Source organism: Flavicella sp. IMCC45537 (genome assembly GCF_057197705.1).
Genome location: NZ_CM170067.1, coordinates 1 through 22,020, shown reverse-complemented (window position 1 = coordinate 22,020; position 22,020 = coordinate 1). Strand labels below are relative to the sequence as shown.

Genomic DNA, 22,020 nt, shown 5'->3' with positions numbered 1-22,020 from the left:
ACACTTCCAATGGCAAAACCAACTGCTCCCATATTGCATCCTAGAAATAAACATCAAGGTCAATACAATTTCAAAGTACTCATTGAAACATTACCGGCATTAAAACCTTTTGTTTCTAAAAATGAATATGGCACTTATTCAATAGATTTTTTTAATCCTAATGCGGTAAAAGCATTGAACAAAGCCCTATTGCTCCATTATTACCAGCTTAAAGATTGGAGAATCCCTAAAGGTTTTTTGTGTGCTCCTGTACCTGGACGTGTGGATTACATCCATTACATCGCTGATTTATTAGCTGAAAATTCTACAGGAAAGATTCCCACAGGCCCCCAAATAAAATGTTTAGACATAGGTGTTGGTGCCAATTGTATTTATCCTATTCTAGGACATCAAGAATACGGATGGTCTTTTGTAGGGGTGGATATTGAAGAAAAATCCCTTACTTCAGCATCTCAAATTTTGAAATCAAACCCTGAAATACAAAAAGCAGTCACATTGCGTTTACAGGAAAATAAGAAAGATATTTTTAGAGGCGCAATTAAGGAAGGAGAAAAATTTGATATCAGTATCTGCAACCCTCCTTTCCATGAATCTGAAGCGGCAGCAATGGCAGCTACCAAAAGAAAATTAAAAAATCTAAAATCTAAAGGGGCAGAAACTCTAAATTTTGGTGGACAGCATAATGAACTTTGGTGTGATGGAGGAGAAATTATATTCCTAAAAAACATGATCCGTCAGAGTAAACATCATGCAGAAAATGTGACTTGGTTTACTACTCTTGTTTCTAAAAAAGAAAATATTCGTCCGCTAAAAGTATTGCTAAAAAAACTAGGTGCTACAACATTTAAAACAATCCCAATGGGACAAGGTGCTAAAGTAAGCAGAATTTTGGTTTGGTCTTTTGTGCAGTAGACATCAATTCTAGTAAACACACTGATTCCAAACTTATTAAACTACTTTTTTAAAATTCTAGAATCAGATAAAATTATTTCTCGCGTGCCAGTATTTTATTGTCACTTCAAGTGAATTTAGGAATGAAATGAAGAAATTAGTATCGAGAAATAAGACACCTATTGTTCTCGATACAATCCATGAAAAATGGATTACTCGAACTGACATAACTTGGTAAATAAATACAAGAGTTGAAAGTAATAAGGCTCTAAGAACAAACTTTCAAAACGGACCTCAAGTGATTTTCTGTAGAAATTTCAACCGCAAGAATCATTTTTTGAGCAACTGCTGTTTGAGGACATAGGACGAGTTCAGTTGGTCTTGATTCGAGGATTAGGAATTTTAAGAAAATAGCTGAAGTCTTGACTTTTTGATTCGTTTTGTGTCAAGACAAAATGAATATAAACCCTGTCACTTCAAGTGAATTTAGGAATAAAATAAAGAAATTAGTATCAAGAAGTAAGACACCAATTGTTCTCAATACAATCCTTAAAAAATGGATTACTCGAACTGACATCACAAACTAGCTAAATACGTTCTCGGAAGCCAAGCTTTTGATGTGTTCTGTTATCACTTAAAAGAATCTGTTTTTTTATCGTAATTATACGGACAATGTTTGCATCCACTTTTACAGCAATACCCTCTTTTTAGATGATATTGTTCTGTAAAAACACGATAACCATCTTCATTCCAATAAAAATCTCCTTCTACTAATTTTGGTAAATCCATTTTCCTCTTTTAAAGTCGAGCAAAAATAGGGCTTATCATTGGTTGGAAAAAAAATATTCTATTTTTTCAGTATTTTTTGCATCTTTTTTGACATTCCTGCGTCTTATAAGTAACTTTAACTATTAAATGATAACATTATGAAAAATACAAACTGTACTTGCAATTGTGAATCTTGCAAAAATGGACAATGTGCCACTTGTACTTGCGAATCTTGTACTTGCGCTAATTGTAATTGTTAACTAATCTTCCTTCTCTTTAAAATTGATTTTTAAAGAGAAGGAAATATAATGGAACTATGGATACAGAAAAAATTTGGTCTGAATTCGCAACTGGCTTGAAAAAATTTATTTTTAGCAAGGTCAAAAATGAATCTATTGCTGAAGATATCTTGCAAGAGGTATTTATAAAAATTCATCTGCACAAACACGAATTAAAAGAAAAGAAACAATTAAAATCTTGGCTTTTTACCATCGCTAACAATGCTACCATAGATTATTTTAGAAAAAAAGACAATGTGCTCCCTACAGAGATCAATGATACTAACGAAGAAAGTTCAAAAGATGACCATCATGCCAAAGATTGTGTGCTACCGCTGATCCTTAACTTACCTAAAAAATATAAAGACATTCTTGTTTTAACAGATATCAAAGGGTACAAACAACAAAAAGCGGCAGATACCTTATCCATAGGATTGCCTGCTGCAAAATCAAGAATTCAACGAGGGAGAGAATTACTAAAAAAAGGTTTTATGGATTGCTGTGACTATAAACTAGATGCAAATGGTCATCTTATAGGGGAACACAAAAACATAGAAGACTGCAAAGTGTGTAATTCTTAAAAGCATCCTTTTTAAAATTATTTTTTGCTCTGCTATTTTACTAAATTTGCAAAAAAACTACATGTCCAAAGACATCTACGGAACTGCATTATTAGATTACCAAAACGGAGATTATACCGAAGATCTGGTTACCAATTCTTCAATTGCAGAGGAAGACACTATGCCTTTACCTTATTTATTTCGTTCGTTTGATGAAATGCCTACTTTAGAACAAATAGCTCTTAAAAATTGTAAAGGAACTATTTTAGATCTTGGCGCTGGTGCAGGAAGTCATTCGCTTTATCTTCAAGAGAAAAACAAAAAAACAACTGCTTTAGACATTTCTAAAGGAGCGATAGAAGTTTGTAAAAAAAGAGGTATTATGGATAGCATTGTTCAAGATATTTGGACTTTAGAAAACAGATCTTTTGATACAATTTTAGCCTTAATGAACGGCACTGGAATATGTGGAACACTAGATAATCTGGCCCCTTTTTTACTCAAGTTAAAATCTTTATTAACACCAAAAGGTCAAATATTAATTGATTCATCAGATATCATTTATATGTATGAAGATGAAGAAGGTGAACATTGGATTCCGAGCGATATAGCCTACTATGGCGAAGTTACTTTTGACATGTCGTACAAAAACGAAAAAGCTACTTCTTTTCCTTGGTTGTATGTAGATTACAATACTTTGCAACGCTGCGCTAACTATAACGGAATGCATTGTGAACTTTTACAAGAAGGCGAACATTTTGATTACCTTGCGAAAATTACAATCCTATAAAAATGAAATATCTTACTACTTTTATTTTCTGTCTAACATTATTCACAGCTCAAGCTCAAACGGAGTCTGCTCAGAAATCTTTTCAGGCAGAATTGAACTTACAATATGGTAACAAAGACAACTCTCCGTTAAGTAAAAAAGATATAAAAGCATTCAAAGGCTTACCTTTTTATAACTGGGATAAAAATTATGTGGTAGTAGCCTCTGTAAAACGAACACCTGATGCTCCGTTATTTAAAATGGAAACCACCAGTAACAGAACTCCATTATACCAGCAATATGCAATTGCTACCTTTATCTTGAACGGACAAAAACAGGTTTTGAAAATATACCAAAGTCAAGATTCTAAATTTAGTTTTGACTATAAAGATTATTTATTCTTGCCTTTTAAAGATACTACCAACGAAACAGAAACTTATGAAGGTGGTCGTTATGTAGATGTTTTTATCAGTAATATCATTAATAATACTATCGTTATTGATTTTAACAAAGCGTACAACCCGTATTGCGCCTACAACCACAATTATTCTTGTCCAATTCCCCCTTCTGAAAACCATCTAAACATTGCCATCGAAGCAGGGGTAAAAAAAGGATTACTTACTGAATAGCCCCCTATTTCATCTTTAAACTTACTAGAAACAACCTTATTATACAGACATTGAGACAATAGAAAAAAACACTTTTTTTCTTTGCTCAAAACCATATATGCTATTGATTTAGACAATCAGTATATTCAGATTACTTCAATTTCTCTTTCTTTGTTATAAATCATTTGACTTCATAAGTCACAGGTAAATCCTATCCTACTGATTTAAATATTGTTCAGTTTTTTTCACTGAACAATATTAAACAGAATAACTAGTGAAAAAAATTATTTTTACCTGCCTCTGTAACAGAAGCTCAAAAAAACTTAAACAACATCAGAATGAAAAATTATTTTTTAGGCTTGTCGGTTCTTTTATTATTACTATCCTGTAATAAAACAGATCCTCAAAAAAAAGCTGTGAAAGGAGCTGTTCATACAGCAACTCTACCTTATACAGAAATTGAATTAAACGACTTATCATCATTTAAAAAAGTAACAGACAATTGGAAAATTGTTGGATCTGCATTTGCAGATAAAACGCAATGGAGAAAAATTGCAGGTACTAAGGGGACTGGCATATTAATGAATGATCCTACAGACAATGCAAAACAAAATTTATTTACGGTTCTGGAGCACGAGGACATAGATATTGAGCTTGATGTTATGATGCCGAAAGGTTCTAACTCAGGTATTTATTTACAAAGTAGATATGAAGTTCAACTCTTTGATAGTTGGGGCGTGGAACATCCTAAATACAAAGATATTGGAGGTATCTACCAACGTTGGGACAAAAGCAAGAAAAAAGGCAAAGAAGGATATGAAGGACATAATCCTAAAGTAAACGCAGCTAAAGCACCCGGATTATGGCAGCATCTAAAAATAAAATTCAGTGCTCCTAGATTTAACAAAGCAGGAAAAAAGACGAAAAATGCTATTTTTCATGAAGTTTGGCTGAATGGTGTATTAATACAAGAAAACGTTTCGGTAACAGGTCCTACACGCGCTGCAGCTTTTGCTGATGAAGTTGCAAAAGCATCTCTTATGATACAAGGGGACCACGGCCCTGTAGCTATTAAAAATATTGTTTATAAAACCTATACACCTCAAAATATAACGTTCAACAATTTACTTTGTAAAGAATATAACAAAATCTACAAAACTAAAGTACCTGATTTAAACATGGTACAAGAAATAAAAGCAGAGGAAGTAACTAAAGTAACTTTAGGAATGCTTAAAAGTAGAAACTACGCTAAAACCATTTACTATTCTGGTGAAATTAACGTGCCAGAAACCGGAACTTATTTATTTAACTTCAAAACTGCCCTTGGAGGAATTTCTCAGTTATTAATAAACAAAAAGCGTATTACCTCTACTAAAATATACTTAGAAAAGGGAACAGCTGTTCCTTTTGAATTAATGGCCAGCAAAGGAAGTCCTTGGATGGGAAGTGTTGTTTTGAATGTTGAAGGTCCGCACCTAAAACTTCAATCGTTAGATCCAAATCTATCAACAGGTAAAAAACCTTTAAAAAGAAATCCAAAACATACGGTTCATGCCTCAGCACACCCAAATACTCAACGTAGTTTTATGTACCATCACGGAGAAAAAAGAATGCACTGCATTTCTGCCGGAACTCCAGAAGGTATTCATTATTCATTTGACTTAGATCATGCTTCTCTATTATCCGTATGGAGTGGTGACTTATTTTTTGATGCCACACAAATGTGGAGTTCAAGAGGGACAGAGCAATTTGGTAGAACCGGTTCTTTTGCAGTACCAATGTTTGGATACAGAGAATTCACACAACTGAAATCAGAAAATGAAGAGTGGAACACCTCTATTGAAGACATTAAGTTTGACAGCTATATTCTAAACGCGAAAGGAAGACCTGTTTATACACATCAAATGGGAGCAACTAAAATAACTAATGAAATGAACCCAAGCAATTCCACGAGAGGAATTACAAGAAAAATAAAAATTGAAGGGCCGAATGAGTTATACCATAAAATAAATGAAGGAGTTTCTATCAAACAACTAAAGACTGGAGGCTACATCATTAACAATACCAGTTATTATGTTGAATTTCCTTCTGATTCTAATTTGAAACCTTTTATTAGAAAATCAAAAGGCAAGGAAGAGCTACTTGTAAAAATTCCAAGTGGAAAGCAAACATTAGAATATACAATCATCTGGTAAAAAATATAAAATTATGAAAGCATATACAAAAATAGCGAGCATCCTTTTGGTTCTATTACAGATGGTGGCAATAGCTCAGAAAAAATCAGCCGCGGATATTAAGGAATCAGAATTCTATAAAATTATTGACGTACCAATACCTAAGGATGTTGTTTTAGAAGTTGGTGGATTGGCCATGACGGATGACAATAAACTTGGGGTGTCCACCAGAAAAGGTGAAGTTTGGTTGATTGACAACCCATTGTCCAAGAGTGCAACCTATAATCTCTATGCAAATGGTTTGCACGAAGCGTTAGGATTGGCCTATACAAATAATGGTTTTTACCTTTCACAAAGAGGAGAATTGACTCGTTTGGAAGACAAAAATAACGACGGAAAAGCGGATGTTTTTAAAAGTATCTTTTCTTGGCCTTTGTCTGGAAACTATCATGAATATTCTTATGGACCCAAAATAAAATCCAATGGAGACCTTATTGTAACTTTAAACCTATCTTGGGTGAATGGAGTTGGTGGAGTTGCCCTAACTAAATGGAGAGGTTGGATGTTACAAATAACTCCAGAAGGTGAAATGACCCCTATTGCAACAGGACTTAGGTCGCCTGCTGGTTTTGGAATCAATGCAAATGATGATTTATTTTTCACAGAAAACCAAGGTGATTGGGTTGGTTCTGGTAGATTAACACACTTAGAATCTGGTGATTTTGCAGGCCATGTTTCTGGATTGAAATGGACAGATGATCCAAAATCTCCGCTAAAATTAAAAATCGAAGATATCGAGGAGTTTTCAGGAATGACCTTATTTGAATACTCCAAAAAAGTTCCAGAATTAAAAGCTCCAGCTATTTGGTTCCCTCATACAGTTTTAGGAATTTCTACATCGGATATGTTGTACCATAAAAAAGGTGTCAACTTTGGACCTTTTGAAAACCAATTATTTGTTGGTGATCAAGGGCATTCTAAAATTATGCGTGTTTATATGGAAAAGGTAAATGGTGTTTACCAAGGTGCAGCTTTCCCATTTAGAGAAGGTTTTTCTTCAGGTGTTTTACGAATGATTTGGGGTAATGAGAACAACATGTTTGTTGGTATGACCAGCAGAGGATGGGCTTCAAGAGGTAGAAAACCTTACGGACTACAAAGGTTAGAGTGGACGGGTAAGACTCCTTTTGAAATCAAAACGATGAAGGCCTTAAACGATGGTTTTTTACTAGAATTCACAAAACCCGTGGATAAAAAAATTGCAGAAGATGTAGCTAACTACGATATGAAAAGTTTTACTTATAGATATCACAGAACCTACGGAAGTCCGATTGAAGACAACCAAAATGCAATGATTCATAAAGCCACTGTTTCTGAAGATGGCAAAACGGTTAAACTAATGGTACATGGTATGCGCTTAGGTTTCATACACCAATTAAAGGCTCATGGCGTACAGGCTACTTCTGGAGAAAAACTATTGCACAATGCTGCCTATTACACTCTAAACGAAGTTCCTGGAGGTGTTTTAAATTCGCCAGCGATGCCTGAGATGCCAAAGAAAAGCAACAATATCAAACAAAAGAAAAGAACCAATGAAATGCCATTTACTTGGACGGATGGCCCGGACAGAAAAATTACCATTGGTACTAAACCAGGAATGAAATTTGATATCAAAGAAATTACTTTAGAAAGAAATGCGAAGATAGAATTGAATTTCATCAACAGTGATGATATGTTACACAATGTGGTATTTGCAAAACCAGGTGCAGATGTTCCAAACGCTTTAGGGGAAGCTGCATTAGCCTTAGGACTAGATGCTCCTAAATACAACTATGTCCCGAACTCTCCAAGTGTATTAAACCATACTGGAATTGTGGGACCAGAATCTTCAGAAAAAATATTTTTTGAAGTTCCAAGACATGGCGGTCAATATTGGCTGGTATGTACTTTTCCTGGTCACTCCAATACCATGAAAATAAAAGTTATTGTAAAATAATTTAAATATTTCTTGATAACAAAAAAGCGATACCGTTGGGTATCGCTTTTTTGTTATGAACACTATTGTGGTTTGCTATTCAAAAACAGTAGAGGCATCTCGCCAATTCCATTTCCCTACCACTGTACCTTTCTCTAAAGTTACAATTCCCGGGTTTGCTCGAATAATGGTTTTAAGCGTAGTTCCATCACAAAATAAAAATTCAAAAGGCAGCTCATGGCGATTCATCACCTCACGAGTAGCTCCTGAGGAAGAGGATGACACCCCATAAACCTTGTAGCCTTTTTCAATTGCCTGTGTCGCCACTTCTCTTATTACCTCAAAGCCTTTGTCATTTGCTAATTCTATGTCATAACTTACAATTAACATCGCTTTTTCCGCTTGTAATATTTGATCTGTTAAGTCATCCGTTTCCGACTCTAGGAAAAAATCATGCACAGGTGGCAATTCATCACTACCATCTATATACTCCATCCCCGCTTGTATGTTTTTACCAATGGCATAGGCCCTAAAATCAATAATAGGCAAATGTGCTAAAACAAAATAAGTTATATAGATAAATATCCCTAGAGCAAATAGAGATATATTCCTCATGATTTTATCGCTAAAAATAGACTGAATGAAATTTTTATTGAAAACTAATGGCAACAGTAATACCATCAAAATTACATTTTTGTAAAAGGTATCCCATGGACTCAATTTTAAAGCGTCTCCAAAACACCCACAATCTGTTACCTTATTGTAATAGGCAGAATACCAAGTTAAAAATAAAAACAACGTATTGATTCCTAATAGACTCCAAACAGTAACTTTAGGCTTGTAACCCAATAATAAGGTAACACCTAGCATTATTTCAACCAAAATCAACAGAATGGAAAATGGTAAGGCCAACGGAATTAAAAATTCAAGGTTCAGTACATCGGCACCAAAGTACTCCTCAAACTTATAAGAAGACCCAAGCGGATCTACCAATTTAACAAAACCTGAATATAAAAATGTAAAGGACACTAAGATCCTTGCAACAAATATTAGAATTCCTTTCATTTTTTATAATTTGAAATTATTTTGCTTGCCCTAAATGAATCATCGCAAAAATGGCATAATTGATCATATCTTGATAATTTGCATCCAAACCTTCAGATACAATGGTTTTTCCTTTATTGTCTTCTATTTGCTTCACACGTAATAATTTTTGCAAAATCAAATCTGTTAAAGAACTAACACGCATATCTCTCCATGCTTCACCATAATCATGATTTTTATTCTCCATCAAGCTTTTGGTAATATCAATATGTTTTTTGTAAAGGGCTACAGCTTCTTCTGTATCTAAATCTGGTTGTTGCGCCACTCCTTTTTCTAACTGAATCAAAGCCATGATAGAATAATTTATAATTCCAATAAATTCAGACACTTCACCTTCATCTACTTTTCTCACTTCGTTTTCTTGCAATTGACGAATTCTTTGCGCTTTGATAAAAATTTGATCCGTTAAAGAGGATAGACGTAAAATACGCCAAGCGCTTCCGTAATCAGTCATTTTATTTTCGAATAAAGTACTACATGTTGCTATGATAGCATCGTATTGTTTAGATGTGTTTTGCATAAGAAAGATTGAAAATAATATTGTAAATTTCGCTCATAATTTTGAAAGCATCAGAAGCGATATTTATCGCAAACGAAATTATAAAATTTTAAGAGAAATCCCTCATAAATCATTTTTAAAGTTCACAGTACAGTTGATGCGAGCTTCCAAACCTGATTTTCAAAAATAAATTATGACTACAATCAATTGCAAAGGAAAACTGATCAACTTAGATTCTCCAAAAATTATGGGAATTCTAAACATAACACCTGACTCTTTTTTTGATGGCGGAAAATATAACGATGAAGAAAGCATTCTAAAACAGGTTGAAAAAATGCTTACGGATGGGGCCACATTTATTGATGTAGGAGCGTATTCTTCTCGTCCTGGTGCTACTCATATTTCTGAAGATGAGGAACTCCAAAGAATACTACCCATTGTAAAACTATTGGTAAAAACCTTTCCTGACATTCTACTTTCTATTGATACCTTTAGGAGTACTGTAGCTAAAAAATGTATTCTGGCAGGTGCAGCGATCATCAATGATATTTCTGGAGGTAATGCTGATTCCAATATGTTTGCAACCGCAGTAGAACTGCAAGTACCCTATATCGTGATGCATATGCAAGGAACCCCGCAGAATATGCAAGACAACCCTCAATATGGGAATATTACTGAAGAAATTATTTTGGATTTTTCTAAAAAGACTAATTCCTTAAAAAAAATGGGACTAAACGATATCATCATTGATTTAGGGTTTGGATTTGGAAAAACTGTAGCTCATAATTATGAATTACTAAAAAATATAGATTTATTTCATTCATTAGATTGTCCCATACTAACAGGAATTTCTAGAAAATCAATGCTATACAAACCTCTTGAAATTTCGGCATCAGAAGCGCTGAATGCTACAACTTATGCCAACACGATTGCTTTGCAAAACGGGAGTCAGATTTTAAGAGTGCATGATGTAAAGGAAGCACAACAAATTATTTCTCTAAATAAATTACTGCAAGAATCTTAATTTTTTTTCTGTAAAAAAAAATGCCCAAATAAATTGGGCATCTTGTTTTTGCTTTGTACAACCTCTCCAAATTGTATTCAGCTAATTGATACTAAAATCAACATTAGTAATCAAAAAAAATTAAACATACTACAAAAGTAAAGAGATTGTGATTTGAAAAGGAGTACATATGTCTCAAATAACATAACATATTCGTCAAATAGCACTTTTTAAAGATAAAAAACACCCATTTTACTAGGATTCTTCTTTTGGCAATAAACGAAACGTTTTTCTGTGGTATTTACAATTTCCATTTTCTAAAATCCCTTTTCTATGTTCCTTTGTAGGATAACCTTTATTTTTTTTCCAATTATAACAAGGAAATTCAGCATCTAATTTTTCCATAAAATCATCTCTGTAAGTTTTCGCTAAAACAGATGCTGCGGCAATATTTAAATATTTACCATCCCCTTTGATTATCGTTTCATGGGGTATTTTTTTATAGGCATTGAATTTATTTCCATCAACAGAAATAAATTCAGGAATGGAATCTAATGCACTTATAGATTTATGCATCGCTAAAATAGAAGCTTGCAAAATATTTATTTGGTCTATTTCTTTTTCATCCACTACTCCAACGCCAAAAGAAATCGCTTTTTCTTCTATAATTGGTCGTAATAACTGACGTTGTTTTTCTGTTAGCTTTTTAGAATCATTTAATAAAGGATGGCTAAAATCATCAGGTAATATAACCGCAGCTGCAACCACCGGCCCCGCTAAACACCCACGACCTGCCTCGTCTGTACCAGCCTCTAACTTAAACTTTGTATGTTTTAATTTTAATGACATAGTTCTAAAAATTAATGCGTGGTAAAAATAATACATCGTATTTAGCTTCGCTCTATATATCTAATGTTTTTAGCCAAAAAAAAGAAGAATTTTCAAACTTATAAAAGCTATACTTTCTGAATAAATAAATTACCTTTGCCTCTGACATTTTTTATATATTTAGATTTATTTTTCAGGTAATACCACCTACAAAACCTATGAAAAAGTTTTTACTTACTGTATTTTCTTTATTTTTTTCAATATGCTTTTACGCACAGGAAAAAGACAGTATCAAAGAACCTGAAATCTATAATTTAAACGACTTTACCGAAAAAAAAGCTAGACCGTTAGCTGCAAGAAAAAACGAGGATGATGAAGGTGCAAAAGTAGATCCAGAATCAGGAAAAGCAGATTACTTATTGTATAAAATTATCAACCATGCAAAAGACACGGTTGTTTTGGATACCACTTTAAGTATTGCCAGTCAGTACAAAATGAACTTCATGAGAAAGGATATGTTTGGCACACATGCTTTTCAAAATCAAGGGCAAGTGTTTACGGAATTGACAAACGACTTCAATAACCAAGATATCGTTCCAAGCATGGGACAAACACCAAGAAATATTGGTTACAAACAAGTTGAAGATGTTCTTTACTATCAAGTTCCAACACCTACTACTGAAATTATGTACAGAAACGGGATTGAACAAGGGCAAGTGCTAGACTCTAAAATAGCGATCAACCTTACTGAAAATCTTAACGTTTCTTTAGGCTATGTTGGATTGCGTTCTTTGGGTGCCTACAGAAACTCTTTGAGTAGTTTTAAAAACTTTACAGGAACCGTTTCCTACAAAACAAAAAACGATCGATATAGATTTCGTTTTCACAACACCAATCAAAGAACCTTAAATCAAGAAAATGGTGGAATTGTTGATGAACGAAAAGCAGATTTTGAATCTAATAATTCTGAGTACAGTGACCGTGGTAGATTGGATGTTAATATGGAAGATGCTGAAAGTGTTTTGACAGGGAAAAGATATTTTATTGACCATAACTTTAAACTGTTTACCACTAAGGATACCATTCCTAAAAAAATATCTAATGTAAAACTAGGACATATTTTCAATTATGAAACCAAACAATTTAATTTCCTAAAACCTACAAGTACGGAATATTTTGGAGATTATTTCTCAAGTGAAACTAATGATCTTACGTCTTATAAATCTATGGATAACAAAGCGTATATTGATTTTACGAGTCCATATTTACTAGGAAAGTTTAGAGTATTAGCCGGCTACCATTATTACTACCAAGGATATAAAAAAGTAGTGAACACAGATACTGGTGTTATCCCAAATCAAATTAAAAATGATGCCATATCTCTAGGAGCAGACTGGAAAGCATCTTTCAAAGCATTCCATTTGAATGCAAGTGCTTCTACCAATATCATAGGAAGTATTAACGGTAATAATCTATTTGTGGAAGCCGCTTTTAGAAACACCAAAAACTTTAAGTTATCAAGTTCACTTTTATTAAACTCAAAATCTCCAAATGCTAACTTTTTACTTTTCCAAAGTAATTTTGTAAACTACAACTGGTATAACGAGTTTAAAAATATAAAAATCCGAACGTTACACTTTGATTTTGCTACCAAATGGGTACAAGCCTCAGCTGCCATCACGCAAATTGAGAACTATTCCTATTTTGACGAACAAGCTCAATCTGCACCAAAACAATATGATAGCACTGTAAATTATTTTAAAATTAGAGCACACAACGACTTAAAGTTTGGATATTTTGGTTTAGATACTGACCTAATCTATCAGCAAGTTACCAGTGGAGCTAATGTTTACAAATTACCTGATGCTGTAATCCGAAGTACTTTCTATTTTTCTAAAGTTTTCTTTGAGAAAAAATCATTGTTTTTACAAACAGGAATTACTGGTAAATATTTCAACGCTTACAATGCTAATAATTTCAACCCATTGTTAGGTGAATTTACATTACAGACAACAGAGTTGATTGGTGGTAAACCGATCTTTGATGCCTTTATAAATGCACAAATCAGACGAACAAAATTGTATTTCACTTTTGAAAACTTAATGCAATTAACAAAAAACAATTATTACTACGCTGCTCCAAGCAAACCGTATACCGACTTTAAAATCAAATTTGGTTTTATTTGGTATTTCTTCAAATAGAAATACTAGAATTTCCTGAAATCTTACTGCAATATGCCTAAAGAACTACAACTTCAAGTAAAACCAAAAGTAGCTGCCACGGAATGGCTATTAAAAAAGGAGGTTTCCTACAAATTAAAGGTAGCTACAGATGATATCAAACATGTTGAAATTCTAAAAAGATCTATTGACGCTAGACAAAAGGCTGTAAAAATAAACTTAAAAGTTGCTGTTTATATACACGAAGAATTCTCTGAGCAACTTCCTAGCCTACCTGATTATCAAAACTGCAGTAACAAAGAAGAAGTTCTTGTAGTTGGAGCAGGCCCTGCAGGTTTATTTGCTGCTTTGAAACTTATAGAAAAAGGCTTAAAACCAATTGTTTTAGAAAGAGGAAAAGACGTAAGAGCTAGAAGAAGAGATCTTGCGGCTATTAACAAATTACATATAGTTGATGAAGACTCTAACTATTGTTTTGGTGAAGGTGGCGCAGGTACCTATTCTGACGGTAAACTATACACACGGTCTAAAAAAAGAGGAGACGTTAATGCGATCCTTAAATTATTAGTTGCCTTTGGTGCCACAAAAAATATATTGATCGACGCGCACCCACATATTGGTACCAACAAATTGCCCAAAATCATCGCTAGCATGAGAGAGGCAATCATTGCGAACGGCGGAGAAGTACGATTTGAAGCTAGAGTTTCTGATATTTTAATCAAAGAAAATGAAATTGATGGAGTTTCGCTACAAGACGGAACCAACATCAAAGCAAAAAAGCTAATCTTGGCTACCGGACATTCAGCTAGAGATATTTTTGAATTATTACACAAAAAAAACATCTTAATTGAAGCCAAACCATTTGCTCTAGGTGTTCGTGTAGAACATCCTCAGAGTTTAATTGATAGCATACAATACAAATGTGATATCAGAAGTGAATACTTACCGCCTGCTCCATATAGCATCGTAAAACAAGTAAAAGGTAGAGGAGTTTATTCATTTTGTATGTGTCCAGGTGGAATTATCGCTCCTTGCGCAACAAGTCCCGGTGAAGTTGTAACCAATGGGTGGTCTCCTTCCAAAAGAGATCAACCTACCTCCAATTCAGGAATTGCTGTAGAACTGAGATTAGAAGATTTCAAAGAATTTAAAAAATACGGACCACTTGCAGCAATGGAATTTCAAAAGGAAATTGAACAGCATGCATGGCACTTAGGAGGAGAAACTCAAAAAGTTCCCGCGCAACGTTTGGCAGATTTTACAAAAGGAAAATTATCAAATGATATTCCTAAAACAAGCTACCAACCCGGAACCACTTCGGTGGAGTTAGCAGAAGTTTTTCCTTCATTTATTCACAAAACCCTTCAACAAGGATTCAAACAATTTGACTCCTCTATGAGAGGTTACCTAACCAATGAAGCTGTAGTGCATGCCCCAGAATCTCGTACCTCATCTCCTGTAAGAATACCAAGAGATAATGATTCTTTAGAGCATCCACAAATTAAAGGCTTGTACCCCTGTGGTGAAGGTGCCGGTTATGCCGGAGGTATTATTTCTGCCGCTATTGATGGAGAAAAATGTGCCGAACAGTGTAAAATTAGCATATCAAACAGTTAACTACTTTCTTGTTTAAATTCTCAAGCTAATTCTTGAACTTTTATATTATTGTGTAACTTTGCCTAGCAAAATACACAGTAATGAATTTACCATTTTATAAATACCAAGGAACCGGAAATGATTTTGTAATGATCGATAACAGAGATTTACATTTCAAACAAGATGACACAGCATTAATCAATAAACTTTGTGATCGTCGTTTTGGGGTTGGAGCCGATGGACTTATCCTTTTGAACCCATCAGATACTTATGATTTTACTATGGTATATTATAATGCTGATGGAAATGAAAGTACCATGTGTGGTAATGGAGGACGTTGCTTAGTTGCCTTTGCACATGACTTAGGAGTGATTGGAAATACAACAACCTTTGACGCAGTAGATGGCTTACACCATGCTTCTATTGAAAACGGCTTGGTAAACTTGCAAATGATCGATGTTGAAGATATTCAAATCAATGAGGAATACGCTTTTTTAAACACCGGATCTCCACACCATGTGCAAATGGTTGAAAATATCGGTGCTTTTGATGTTTATACCAACGGGAAAACTATCAGAAATGGTGCTCCGTATTTTCAAGAAGGAACGAATGTCAATTTTGCAGAAGCAATTGATGATACTACATTTAGAGTAAGAACCTATGAACGTGGTGTTGAAGACGAAACATTGGCTTGTGGTACAGGTGTAACTGCTGTAGCCATTGCCATGTTTGAACAAAACATTACAAAAAGCAATCAAATTAAACTTTTGGTTGAAGGAGGAGAATTAGAAGTTTCTTTTAACAAAAAAGAAAATTCTTTCCATGATGTGTTTCTTAAAGGACCTGCAAAATTTGTTTTTAAAGGAAACTTTGAGCTGTAATTGAAATCCATAGAATGAAAACCTTAAAAGGTAATAAAATTAACTTACGCCCATTAGAACCTGAGGACCTTCAGTTTTTGTATGACACAGAAAATGACGAATCTCACTGGAAAGTTAGTGGCACACAAGTTCCTTTTTCAAAGCACATTCTAAAAAATTACATTGCAAATGCGCATCAAGACATTTATGAAGCCAAACAAGCTCGTTTTGTTATTGAAGATAAATCATTAAAAATTCCTGTTGGGATGATTGATTTATTTGATTTTGATGCCTTTAATAAACGCGCTGGAATAGGAATTCTAGTGATAGAAAAATTCCAAAAATTAGGAATTGCTTCTGAGGCTTTACAAATGATTATTTCTTACGGTTTCCATTACCTTAACTTACATCAGTTATATGCAAACATCACTACGGATAACCACAGTAGTTTACGTCTGTTTGAAAAATTTAAATTTAAAAATGTAGGTATTAAAACAGATTGGATTTATTATGACCATCAATTCTATGACGAAGCCACATATCAACTTATACATTCCATAACAGGAGACCATGAATAAAAAAACCACACTTCTAGGAGCGATCCTTTTGATCACCTTTTTAATCATTATTTCATTTCATTACTATTCTAAAATATATGGTAAAAATGTAAAAGAAACTGCCTTAGTAAAAATACCAACAGGCACTCAAATCGATTCTTTAAAAATTATTCTAACTCCTTTCCTAGAAGATGTAGAGGATTTTGAATGGGTTGCAAAGAAAAAAAAATATGCTTCCAACATAAAACCGGGTCAATATTCAATCAAAGCGGGCACTGATAATAATGAATTAGTTAATCTACTTCGTAGTGGAAAGCAAACACCGGTAAAACTAAGCTTTAACAATCAACATCGTTTAGAAAACCTAGCAGGACGAATTGCAGTACAAATTGAAGCGGATTCAGTTTCATTGTTAAGAGCTTTTCAAGACGAAACTTTTTTAAAACAACACAACTTCAACACCAATACTGCGCTTTCAATGTATATTCCAAATAGCTATCAAGTTTATTGGAATACTAGTGCAGAGGCTTTCAGAACTAAAATGCTTAAAGAATACAAACGTTTTTGGAATAACAACAACCGACTTCATAAAGCACAATTACAAAACCTTACTCCAATACAAGTTAGTTCTCTAGCTGCTATCGTTCAAAAAGAAACGGCACATATTCCTGAACGTCCAACTGTAGCCGGTTTATACTTAAATAGGTACCACCACAAATGGGCTTTGCAGTCTGACCCAACGGTAATCTTTGCTTTAAAAGAAAAACATGGACAAGACTTTGAAGTCAAGCGAGTGCTCACCAAAGACCTAAGTATTGACTCTCCTTACAACACCTACAAGTACAAAGGAATTCCCCCGGGTCCTATAGCAATGCCAGATATCTCTTCTATTGATGCAGTCCTAAATCCTAAGAAGCATAACTATTATTATATGTGTGCTAGCATTGAAGATTTTGGAAAACATTCCTTTGCTAAAACCTTAAGCGATCACAACAAAAATGCTAGAAAATACCAACAATGGCTTTCTAAACAAGGTGTAAACCGATAGATAATTTCTTATTTTTACAAAAAGCGCTTTTTTGAATTCTAAGAATCTACTTTTCTTTGCCTGCTTATTCGTTTTTCTTATTTTTACAAAAAGCGCTTTTTTGAATTCTAAGAATCTACTTTTCTTTGCCTGCTTATTCGTTTTTCTAAATTCAGGAAAAGCGCAAGAAAAGCATTCCTTTTTCACAAAGTCAGATACTTTAAATAAACCTAGACTTAAAGGAGTTTACATCACAGAAGCAGCTTTAGCAACAACAGCAATTATAGGTTTAAATCAACTTTGGTATGCTGATTATCCTAGATCTAAATTTCATTTTATCAATGATAATGGAGCTTGGCTTCAAATGGATAAAGTAGGGCATGCCTTTTCTGCCTATCAACTAGGACGCTTAAGTATGTCTGCAATGGATTGGGCCGGAGCAAGCAAACGCGATCAGCTATTGTATGGTGCGCCCATTGGTTTTGTATTTCTAACAGCCATAGAAGTTTTAGATGGATTTTCAAGTGAGTGGGGTGCTTCTACAGGTGATTTAATTGCTAATGCCTCAGGTACAGCTCTATTGATTGGACAAGAATTAGCTTGGAAAGAACAACGAATTTCATTTAAATATTCGTTTCATCAATCGGAGTATGCACAACTCAATCCTGATATTTTGGGTGAAAGTTTTCTTGAACAAGCTTTAAAAGATTATAACGGACAAACCTATTGGCTTTCTGCAAATGTATGGTCGTTTGCAAAAGAGAGCAAATTTCCGAAATGGTTGAATATTGCCTTCGGATATGGTGCAGAAGGAATGCTAACAAGTTACCCAGGACATGAACTAGAAACTTCTACACGTTACAGACAGTTTTACGCATCTTTCGACCTTGATCTTACCAAAATAAAAACCAAATCAAAATTTTTAAATACGGTTTTTACTACTTTGAATTTTATTAAAATACCAGCTCCAGCTATTGAATTTACTAGCAATGGAAAAATAAAAGGTCATTGGATTTATTACTGATTTTCTCTTAAATTTAAGTTCACTTACATACAAATTAAAAGACGTATCTTTGCCGCTTCAAAAAACAAATTGAGACAGAAAATATATTTCGTATGGAATCTATCAAAAATAAGTTTTTTTTAAGTTTTGTTTTAGCGATTGTAGTATTCACCTTTAGTACCAACGATAGCTATTCTAAAATCACTTTTAATGAAAATGAAATTTTCAAATTAAAAGACCCCCACCTTGAAAATGATTTCAAAGGCCCTTATAACAAAAATGGCTTTTATCACTTTAAAGAAGCTTTGGCTTTTAAAGAATCTGGTGGAAAATATCAAGTCGTAAATTCTTTCGGATATCTTGGAAAGTATCAATTCGCAAAAGGTACTTTAGCCCGTTTCGCAATAACTGATACAAAGGCTTTTCTAAAAAACCCAGAGTTACAAGAAAAAGCGTTTATTGCATACTGCAAGGTAAACAAGTGGATCCTTAGAAAGGACATTTCAAGATCTGTAGGTAAGAAAATTAATGGAATTGTGATTACCGAATCTGGAATATTAGCAGCAGCACATTTGGCAGGAGCTGGAAACGTCAAAAAGTTTTTACGCTCTAATGGAAATTTTCATTTTGAAGACGGTTTCGGAACTACTATTGAACAGTATATGTACAATTTTAGAGGATATGACACTTCTATCATTGAGAAAAACAGGCTTCCTTCTTTAGGCTAAGTAATGATTATCTCTGAATGATAAAAATCGCAGGTCTTTTGTGAAGATCTGGCTTTACTCTTGACCATTCTTTAATAGAGTATGTTTTGATATACTCTGAACTCAAGGTAATATCTGCAGCAATACAAACTCTCGTTTCTGGATGTAAGGCAGCCTTTAAATCGTCAAACATTTTTCCATTTCTATAAGGCGTTTCGATAAAAATCTGAGATTGTCCTCTTTCTTTAGAAATTTTCTCTAACAACTTTAATTCACGCTTTCTATCACCTTTATCGATAGGTAAATAGCCATTAAAAGCAAAATTTTGACCGTTCATACCAGAACTCATCATAGCCATCAAAATTGAAGAAGGCCCCACCAACGGAACTACTTGTACTCCTTGTTGATGTGCGAGTTTTACGACATCAGCTCCAGGATCTGCTATAGCAGGAACGCCAGCTTCCGACAACAAACCAACAGAGATACCTTCCTTACATACATCTAAATAATGCTGTACTTCTAAAGCACTAGCATACTTATCAACAAGCATAATCTTTAAGTCTGGCTGTGGTTTTTTAGGAGTTAATTTCTTGATAAACCTACGTGCAGATTTTTCATTTTCTACAATAAAGTAGTCCAAATCTTCCACTACTTTTTTTACAGAAATTGGCATTACTTCTAACGGTTCATTCTCACCTAACGTGGTAGGTATTAAATACAACTTCCCTATTCCCATCATTTCGTTATTAATTCTTTAGTTTTTCTGCAATTATCACGCAACTCTCATCCAACAATTGATACACATGTTCAAAACCACCATCACCACCATAATAAGGATCTGGTACTTCCATTGTTTCATTAGGATGCAGAACATCCAAAATCAGCTGTACCTTTGATTTTTGAGAATCATTTGTAGCAAGCTTTAGAACATTTCTATAATTAGAAACGTCCATCACATAAATATAATCAAATTGATCAAAATCTTCAGAAGAAAAAGCTCGCGCCCTTTGGTCAGTGATATCTAAGTGATGTTTCTTTGCTACTTCTATAGATCGTTGATCTGGTAAATTCCCTACATGATACGCTCCTGTTCCTGCAGAATCAACAAAAACATGATTGGCATCCACTTTAGACTTAAGAATACCTTCAGCCAATGGAGACCTACAAATATTCCCCAAACACACCATCAAGACCTTAAGCATTTCTTAGAAAGTTAATTTGTTTGTTAGATCTTCTACATATTTTTTAAACTGCTTATCAGTCTCAGTAAGATTATCAACTGTTTTGCAAGCATGTAATACTGTAGCATGATCTCTCTTTCCTATTTGAGAACCAATACTTGCCAAAGATGATTTTGTCATTCTTTTGGCAAAATACATTGCTAATTGTCTGGCCTGAACTATATGGCGCTTTCTAGTTTTTGATTGTAATGTTGCAACATCCATATCAAAATACTTAGAAACCACTTTTTGGATATAATCAATAGAAACCTCGCGTTTGGTATTTTTAACAAACTTATCCACAATCTGTTTTACCAACGTCATTGTGAATTCCTTTTTATTAAAAGAAGCCTGCGCAATCATTGAAATCAATACCCCTTCAAGTTCTCTAACATTCGACTTGATATTTTTAGCTACATACTCAACAATTTCGTCTGGCATCTCAACACCATCTCTAAACAGTTTGTTTTGAAGTATCGAAATTCTAGTCTCAAAATCTGGAGTTTGCAATTCTGCAGACAATCCCCATTTAAAACGAGACAACAAACGTTGTTCGATATCTTGCATATCGACAGGTGCTTTATCAGAAGTTAGAATTACCTGCTTTCCGTTTTGATGTAAATGATTGAAAATATGGAAAAAAACATCTTGTGTTCCTTTTTTACCTGATAAAAATTGAACGTCGTCAATTATTAAAACATCAATCATTTGGTAGAAATGAATAAAATCATTTCTTGTATTTCCTTTTACAGAATCAATGTATTGTTGCGTAAATTTCTCCGAAGAAATATACAAGACAGTTTTATCTGCATATTTATCTTTTATCTGAACACCAATAGCATGTGCTAAATGTGTTTTTCCTAATCCAACTCCACCGTAAATCAACAAAGGATTAAACGAAGTACCTCCCGGTTTATTAGCCACAGCCATTCCCGCAGATCTTGCCAAACGGTTAGAATCTCCCTCTACAAAACTTTGAAAATTATAATTAGGATTTAATTGAGATTCTATTTTTACTTTTTGCAAACCAGGAATCACAAATGGATTTCTTAGTTCACGTTTTTTTAACTCTAATGGTACAGCAACATTTTGTGCTTTTAAAGGTGCTCTATTTGAACTTGGGATTTTTACAATTTGAGGACTATTACTGCTATAAGCATTTTCCATTTTTACTTCATACACCAACTTGGCATCTTTTCCTAACTCTCTTACAAGAGCCACACGAAGTAATTTGATATAATGTTCTTCTAACCATTCATAAAAAAACTTACTAGGTACTTGCACTGTTAAAACTTCTCCAGATACTCGAATAGGCTTGATCGGTTCGAACCAAGTTTTGTATGCTTGCGGTTTGATATTATCTTCAATAAAAGACAGACATTCCTCCCAAACCGTAGTGGCTATTTTAGTCAT

Annotated in this window: 21 protein-coding genes; 14 read left to right on the top strand and 7 right to left on the bottom strand. The window is 34.0% G+C overall.

Annotation, left to right across the window (positions count from 1 at the left end; translation table 11 throughout):
• Positions 1 to 9: 9 nt before the first annotated feature.
• Positions 10 to 912 carry a 23S rRNA (adenine(1618)-N(6))-methyltransferase RlmF gene (rlmF, locus tag AC2DGP_RS00105; RefSeq protein ID WP_484491004.1) on the top strand — a complete coding sequence of 301 codons (903 nt, stop codon included), beginning with the start codon at positions 10 to 12 and terminating at the stop codon, positions 910 to 912.
• 609 nt (positions 913 to 1,521) lie between these two features.
• On the opposite strand, the gene AC2DGP_RS00100 is transcribed toward rlmF, so the two are convergent.
• Positions 1,522 to 1,680: a C1orf53 family protein gene (locus AC2DGP_RS00100; RefSeq protein ID WP_484491003.1), complete on the bottom strand. Its 159-nt coding sequence runs from the start codon at positions 1,678 to 1,680 to the stop codon at positions 1,522 to 1,524.
• Between the two features lie 295 nt (positions 1,681 to 1,975).
• On the opposite strand from AC2DGP_RS00100, the gene sigZ reads away from it, so the two are divergent.
• The 5 genes from sigZ (at position 1,976) to AC2DGP_RS00075 (ending at position 8,044) form a co-directional block, all read left to right on the top strand.
• On the top strand, positions 1,976 to 2,518 hold the full coding sequence (gene sigZ, locus AC2DGP_RS00095; protein ID WP_484491002.1) for an RNA polymerase sigma factor SigZ: 543 nt from the start codon (positions 1,976 to 1,978) through the stop codon (positions 2,516 to 2,518).
• Positions 2,519 to 2,579: 61 nt separating this feature from the next.
• Complete coding sequence (locus tag AC2DGP_RS00090) at positions 2,580 to 3,287, top strand: class I SAM-dependent methyltransferase (protein WP_484491001.1); 708 nt, start codon at positions 2,580 to 2,582, stop codon at positions 3,285 to 3,287.
• 2 nt (positions 3,288 to 3,289) lie between these two features.
• Positions 3,290 to 3,895, top strand: coding sequence for a DUF1684 domain-containing protein (locus tag AC2DGP_RS00085; protein WP_484491000.1), 606 nt, complete (start codon positions 3,290 to 3,292; stop codon positions 3,893 to 3,895).
• 317 nt (positions 3,896 to 4,212) lie between these two features.
• Positions 4,213 to 6,069, top strand: a complete 1,857-nt coding sequence (locus AC2DGP_RS00080; protein ID WP_484490999.1) for a 3-keto-disaccharide hydrolase — start codon at positions 4,213 to 4,215, stop codon at positions 6,067 to 6,069.
• Positions 6,070 to 6,082: 13 nt separating this feature from the next.
• Entirely contained in the window at positions 6,083 to 8,044 is a 1,962-nt protein-coding gene (locus tag AC2DGP_RS00075) for a plastocyanin/azurin family copper-binding protein (RefSeq protein WP_484490998.1), read from the top strand.
• Between the two features lie 75 nt (positions 8,045 to 8,119).
• On the opposite strand, the gene AC2DGP_RS00070 is transcribed toward AC2DGP_RS00075, so the two are convergent.
• Positions 8,120 to 9,088, bottom strand: a complete 969-nt coding sequence (locus AC2DGP_RS00070; protein WP_484490997.1) for a DoxX family protein — start codon at positions 9,086 to 9,088, stop codon at positions 8,120 to 8,122.
• Between the two features lie 16 nt (positions 9,089 to 9,104).
• On the bottom strand, positions 9,105 to 9,647 hold the full coding sequence (locus AC2DGP_RS00065) for a DUF1599 domain-containing protein (RefSeq protein ID WP_484490996.1): 543 nt from the start codon (positions 9,645 to 9,647) through the stop codon (positions 9,105 to 9,107).
• 172 nt (positions 9,648 to 9,819) lie between these two features.
• Here AC2DGP_RS00065 and folP point away from each other — a divergent pair, with 172 nt between their 5' ends.
• On the top strand, positions 9,820 to 10,650 hold the full coding sequence (gene folP / locus AC2DGP_RS00060) for a dihydropteroate synthase (RefSeq protein ID WP_484490995.1): 831 nt from the start codon (positions 9,820 to 9,822) through the stop codon (positions 10,648 to 10,650).
• Between the two features lie 234 nt (positions 10,651 to 10,884).
• Here the strand turns inward: folP and AC2DGP_RS00055 are convergent, their stop codons facing one another.
• Positions 10,885 to 11,478, bottom strand: a complete 594-nt coding sequence (locus AC2DGP_RS00055; protein ID WP_484490994.1) for a ribonuclease HII — start codon at positions 11,476 to 11,478, stop codon at positions 10,885 to 10,887.
• Between the two features lie 197 nt (positions 11,479 to 11,675).
• On the opposite strand from AC2DGP_RS00055, the gene AC2DGP_RS00050 reads away from it, so the two are divergent.
• From AC2DGP_RS00050 to AC2DGP_RS00020, 7 genes are all read left to right on the top strand, one after another.
• The gene (locus AC2DGP_RS00050) at positions 11,676 to 13,658 is read left to right on the top strand and encodes a putative porin (RefSeq protein WP_484490993.1); all 1,983 of its coding nucleotides are present in this window, start codon (positions 11,676 to 11,678) and stop codon (positions 13,656 to 13,658) included.
• A gap of 33 nt (positions 13,659 to 13,691) precedes the next feature.
• Positions 13,692 to 15,254 (top strand): NAD(P)/FAD-dependent oxidoreductase, encoded by a 1,563-nt coding sequence (locus tag AC2DGP_RS00045; RefSeq protein ID WP_484490992.1) that lies wholly within the window; start codon positions 13,692 to 13,694, stop codon positions 15,252 to 15,254.
• Positions 15,255 to 15,334: 80 nt separating this feature from the next.
• A complete protein-coding gene (dapF, locus tag AC2DGP_RS00040; protein WP_484490991.1) occupies positions 15,335 to 16,114 on the top strand; it encodes a diaminopimelate epimerase in 780 nt (259 codons plus the stop codon).
• A gap of 14 nt (positions 16,115 to 16,128) precedes the next feature.
• A complete protein-coding gene (locus AC2DGP_RS00035) occupies positions 16,129 to 16,671 on the top strand; it encodes a GNAT family N-acetyltransferase (protein ID WP_484490990.1) in 543 nt (180 codons plus the stop codon).
• Complete coding sequence (mltG, locus tag AC2DGP_RS00030) at positions 16,664 to 17,698, top strand: endolytic transglycosylase MltG (protein WP_484490989.1); 1,035 nt, start codon at positions 16,664 to 16,666, stop codon at positions 17,696 to 17,698. Before AC2DGP_RS00035 ends, mltG begins: the two co-directional genes overlap by 8 nt.
• A 100-nt stretch (positions 17,699 to 17,798) precedes the next feature.
• Positions 17,799 to 18,701 carry a DUF2279 domain-containing protein gene (locus tag AC2DGP_RS00025; RefSeq protein WP_484490988.1) on the top strand — a complete coding sequence of 301 codons (903 nt, stop codon included), beginning with the start codon at positions 17,799 to 17,801 and terminating at the stop codon, positions 18,699 to 18,701.
• 92 nt (positions 18,702 to 18,793) lie between these two features.
• A complete protein-coding gene (locus AC2DGP_RS00020) occupies positions 18,794 to 19,408 on the top strand; it encodes a lysozyme family protein (protein WP_484490987.1) in 615 nt (204 codons plus the stop codon).
• A 7-nt stretch (positions 19,409 to 19,415) separates the two neighbouring features.
• Here AC2DGP_RS00020 and AC2DGP_RS00015 read toward each other — a convergent pair whose 3' ends face one another.
• The 3 genes from AC2DGP_RS00015 to dnaA are packed head-to-tail and all read right to left on the bottom strand — an operon-like array spanning position 19,416 to position 22,020.
• Positions 19,416 to 20,123, bottom strand: coding sequence for an SAM-dependent methyltransferase (locus AC2DGP_RS00015; RefSeq protein WP_484490986.1), 708 nt, complete (start codon positions 20,121 to 20,123; stop codon positions 19,416 to 19,418).
• Between the two features lie 10 nt (positions 20,124 to 20,133).
• The gene (locus AC2DGP_RS00010; protein ID WP_484490985.1) at positions 20,134 to 20,589 is read right to left on the bottom strand and encodes a low molecular weight protein-tyrosine-phosphatase; all 456 of its coding nucleotides are present in this window, start codon (positions 20,587 to 20,589) and stop codon (positions 20,134 to 20,136) included.
• A 3-nt stretch (positions 20,590 to 20,592) separates the two neighbouring features.
• Entirely contained in the window at positions 20,593 to 22,020 is a 1,428-nt protein-coding gene (dnaA, locus tag AC2DGP_RS00005) for a chromosomal replication initiator protein DnaA (RefSeq protein ID WP_300326300.1), read from the bottom strand.

Coding starts and splice junctions, on each gene's coding strand:
- AC2DGP_RS00075 (WP_484490998.1), top strand. CDS start 6,083: ATGAAAGCATATACAAAAATAGCGAGCATCCTTTTGGTTCTATTACAG.
- folP (WP_484490995.1), top strand. CDS start 9,820: ATGACTACAATCAATTGCAAAGGAAAACTGATCAACTTAGATTCTCCA.
- dnaA (WP_300326300.1), bottom strand. CDS start 22,020: ATGACTAAAATAGCCACTACGGTTTGGGAGGAATGTCTGTCTTTTATT.
- AC2DGP_RS00050 (WP_484490993.1), top strand. CDS start 11,676: ATGAAAAAGTTTTTACTTACTGTATTTTCTTTATTTTTTTCAATATGC.
- dapF (WP_484490991.1), top strand. CDS start 15,335: ATGAATTTACCATTTTATAAATACCAAGGAACCGGAAATGATTTTGTA.
- sigZ (WP_484491002.1), top strand. CDS start 1,976: ATGGATACAGAAAAAATTTGGTCTGAATTCGCAACTGGCTTGAAAAAA.
- AC2DGP_RS00080 (WP_484490999.1), top strand. CDS start 4,213: ATGAAAAATTATTTTTTAGGCTTGTCGGTTCTTTTATTATTACTATCC.
- AC2DGP_RS00015 (WP_484490986.1), bottom strand. CDS start 20,123: ATGGGAATAGGGAAGTTGTATTTAATACCTACCACGTTAGGTGAGAAT.
- AC2DGP_RS00065 (WP_484490996.1), bottom strand. CDS start 9,647: ATGCAAAACACATCTAAACAATACGATGCTATCATAGCAACATGTAGT.
- AC2DGP_RS00020 (WP_484490987.1), top strand. CDS start 18,794: ATGGAATCTATCAAAAATAAGTTTTTTTTAAGTTTTGTTTTAGCGATT.
- AC2DGP_RS00100 (WP_484491003.1), bottom strand. CDS start 1,680: ATGGATTTACCAAAATTAGTAGAAGGAGATTTTTATTGGAATGAAGAT.
- AC2DGP_RS00090 (WP_484491001.1), top strand. CDS start 2,580: ATGTCCAAAGACATCTACGGAACTGCATTATTAGATTACCAAAACGGA.
- AC2DGP_RS00085 (WP_484491000.1), top strand. CDS start 3,290: ATGAAATATCTTACTACTTTTATTTTCTGTCTAACATTATTCACAGCT.
- mltG (WP_484490989.1), top strand. CDS start 16,664: ATGAATAAAAAAACCACACTTCTAGGAGCGATCCTTTTGATCACCTTT.
- AC2DGP_RS00070 (WP_484490997.1), bottom strand. CDS start 9,088: ATGAAAGGAATTCTAATATTTGTTGCAAGGATCTTAGTGTCCTTTACA.
- AC2DGP_RS00010 (WP_484490985.1), bottom strand. CDS start 20,589: ATGCTTAAGGTCTTGATGGTGTGTTTGGGGAATATTTGTAGGTCTCCA.
- rlmF (WP_484491004.1), top strand. CDS start 10: ATGGCAAAACCAACTGCTCCCATATTGCATCCTAGAAATAAACATCAA.
- AC2DGP_RS00045 (WP_484490992.1), top strand. CDS start 13,692: ATGCCTAAAGAACTACAACTTCAAGTAAAACCAAAAGTAGCTGCCACG.
- AC2DGP_RS00035 (WP_484490990.1), top strand. CDS start 16,129: ATGAAAACCTTAAAAGGTAATAAAATTAACTTACGCCCATTAGAACCT.
- AC2DGP_RS00055 (WP_484490994.1), bottom strand. CDS start 11,478: ATGTCATTAAAATTAAAACATACAAAGTTTAAGTTAGAGGCTGGTACA.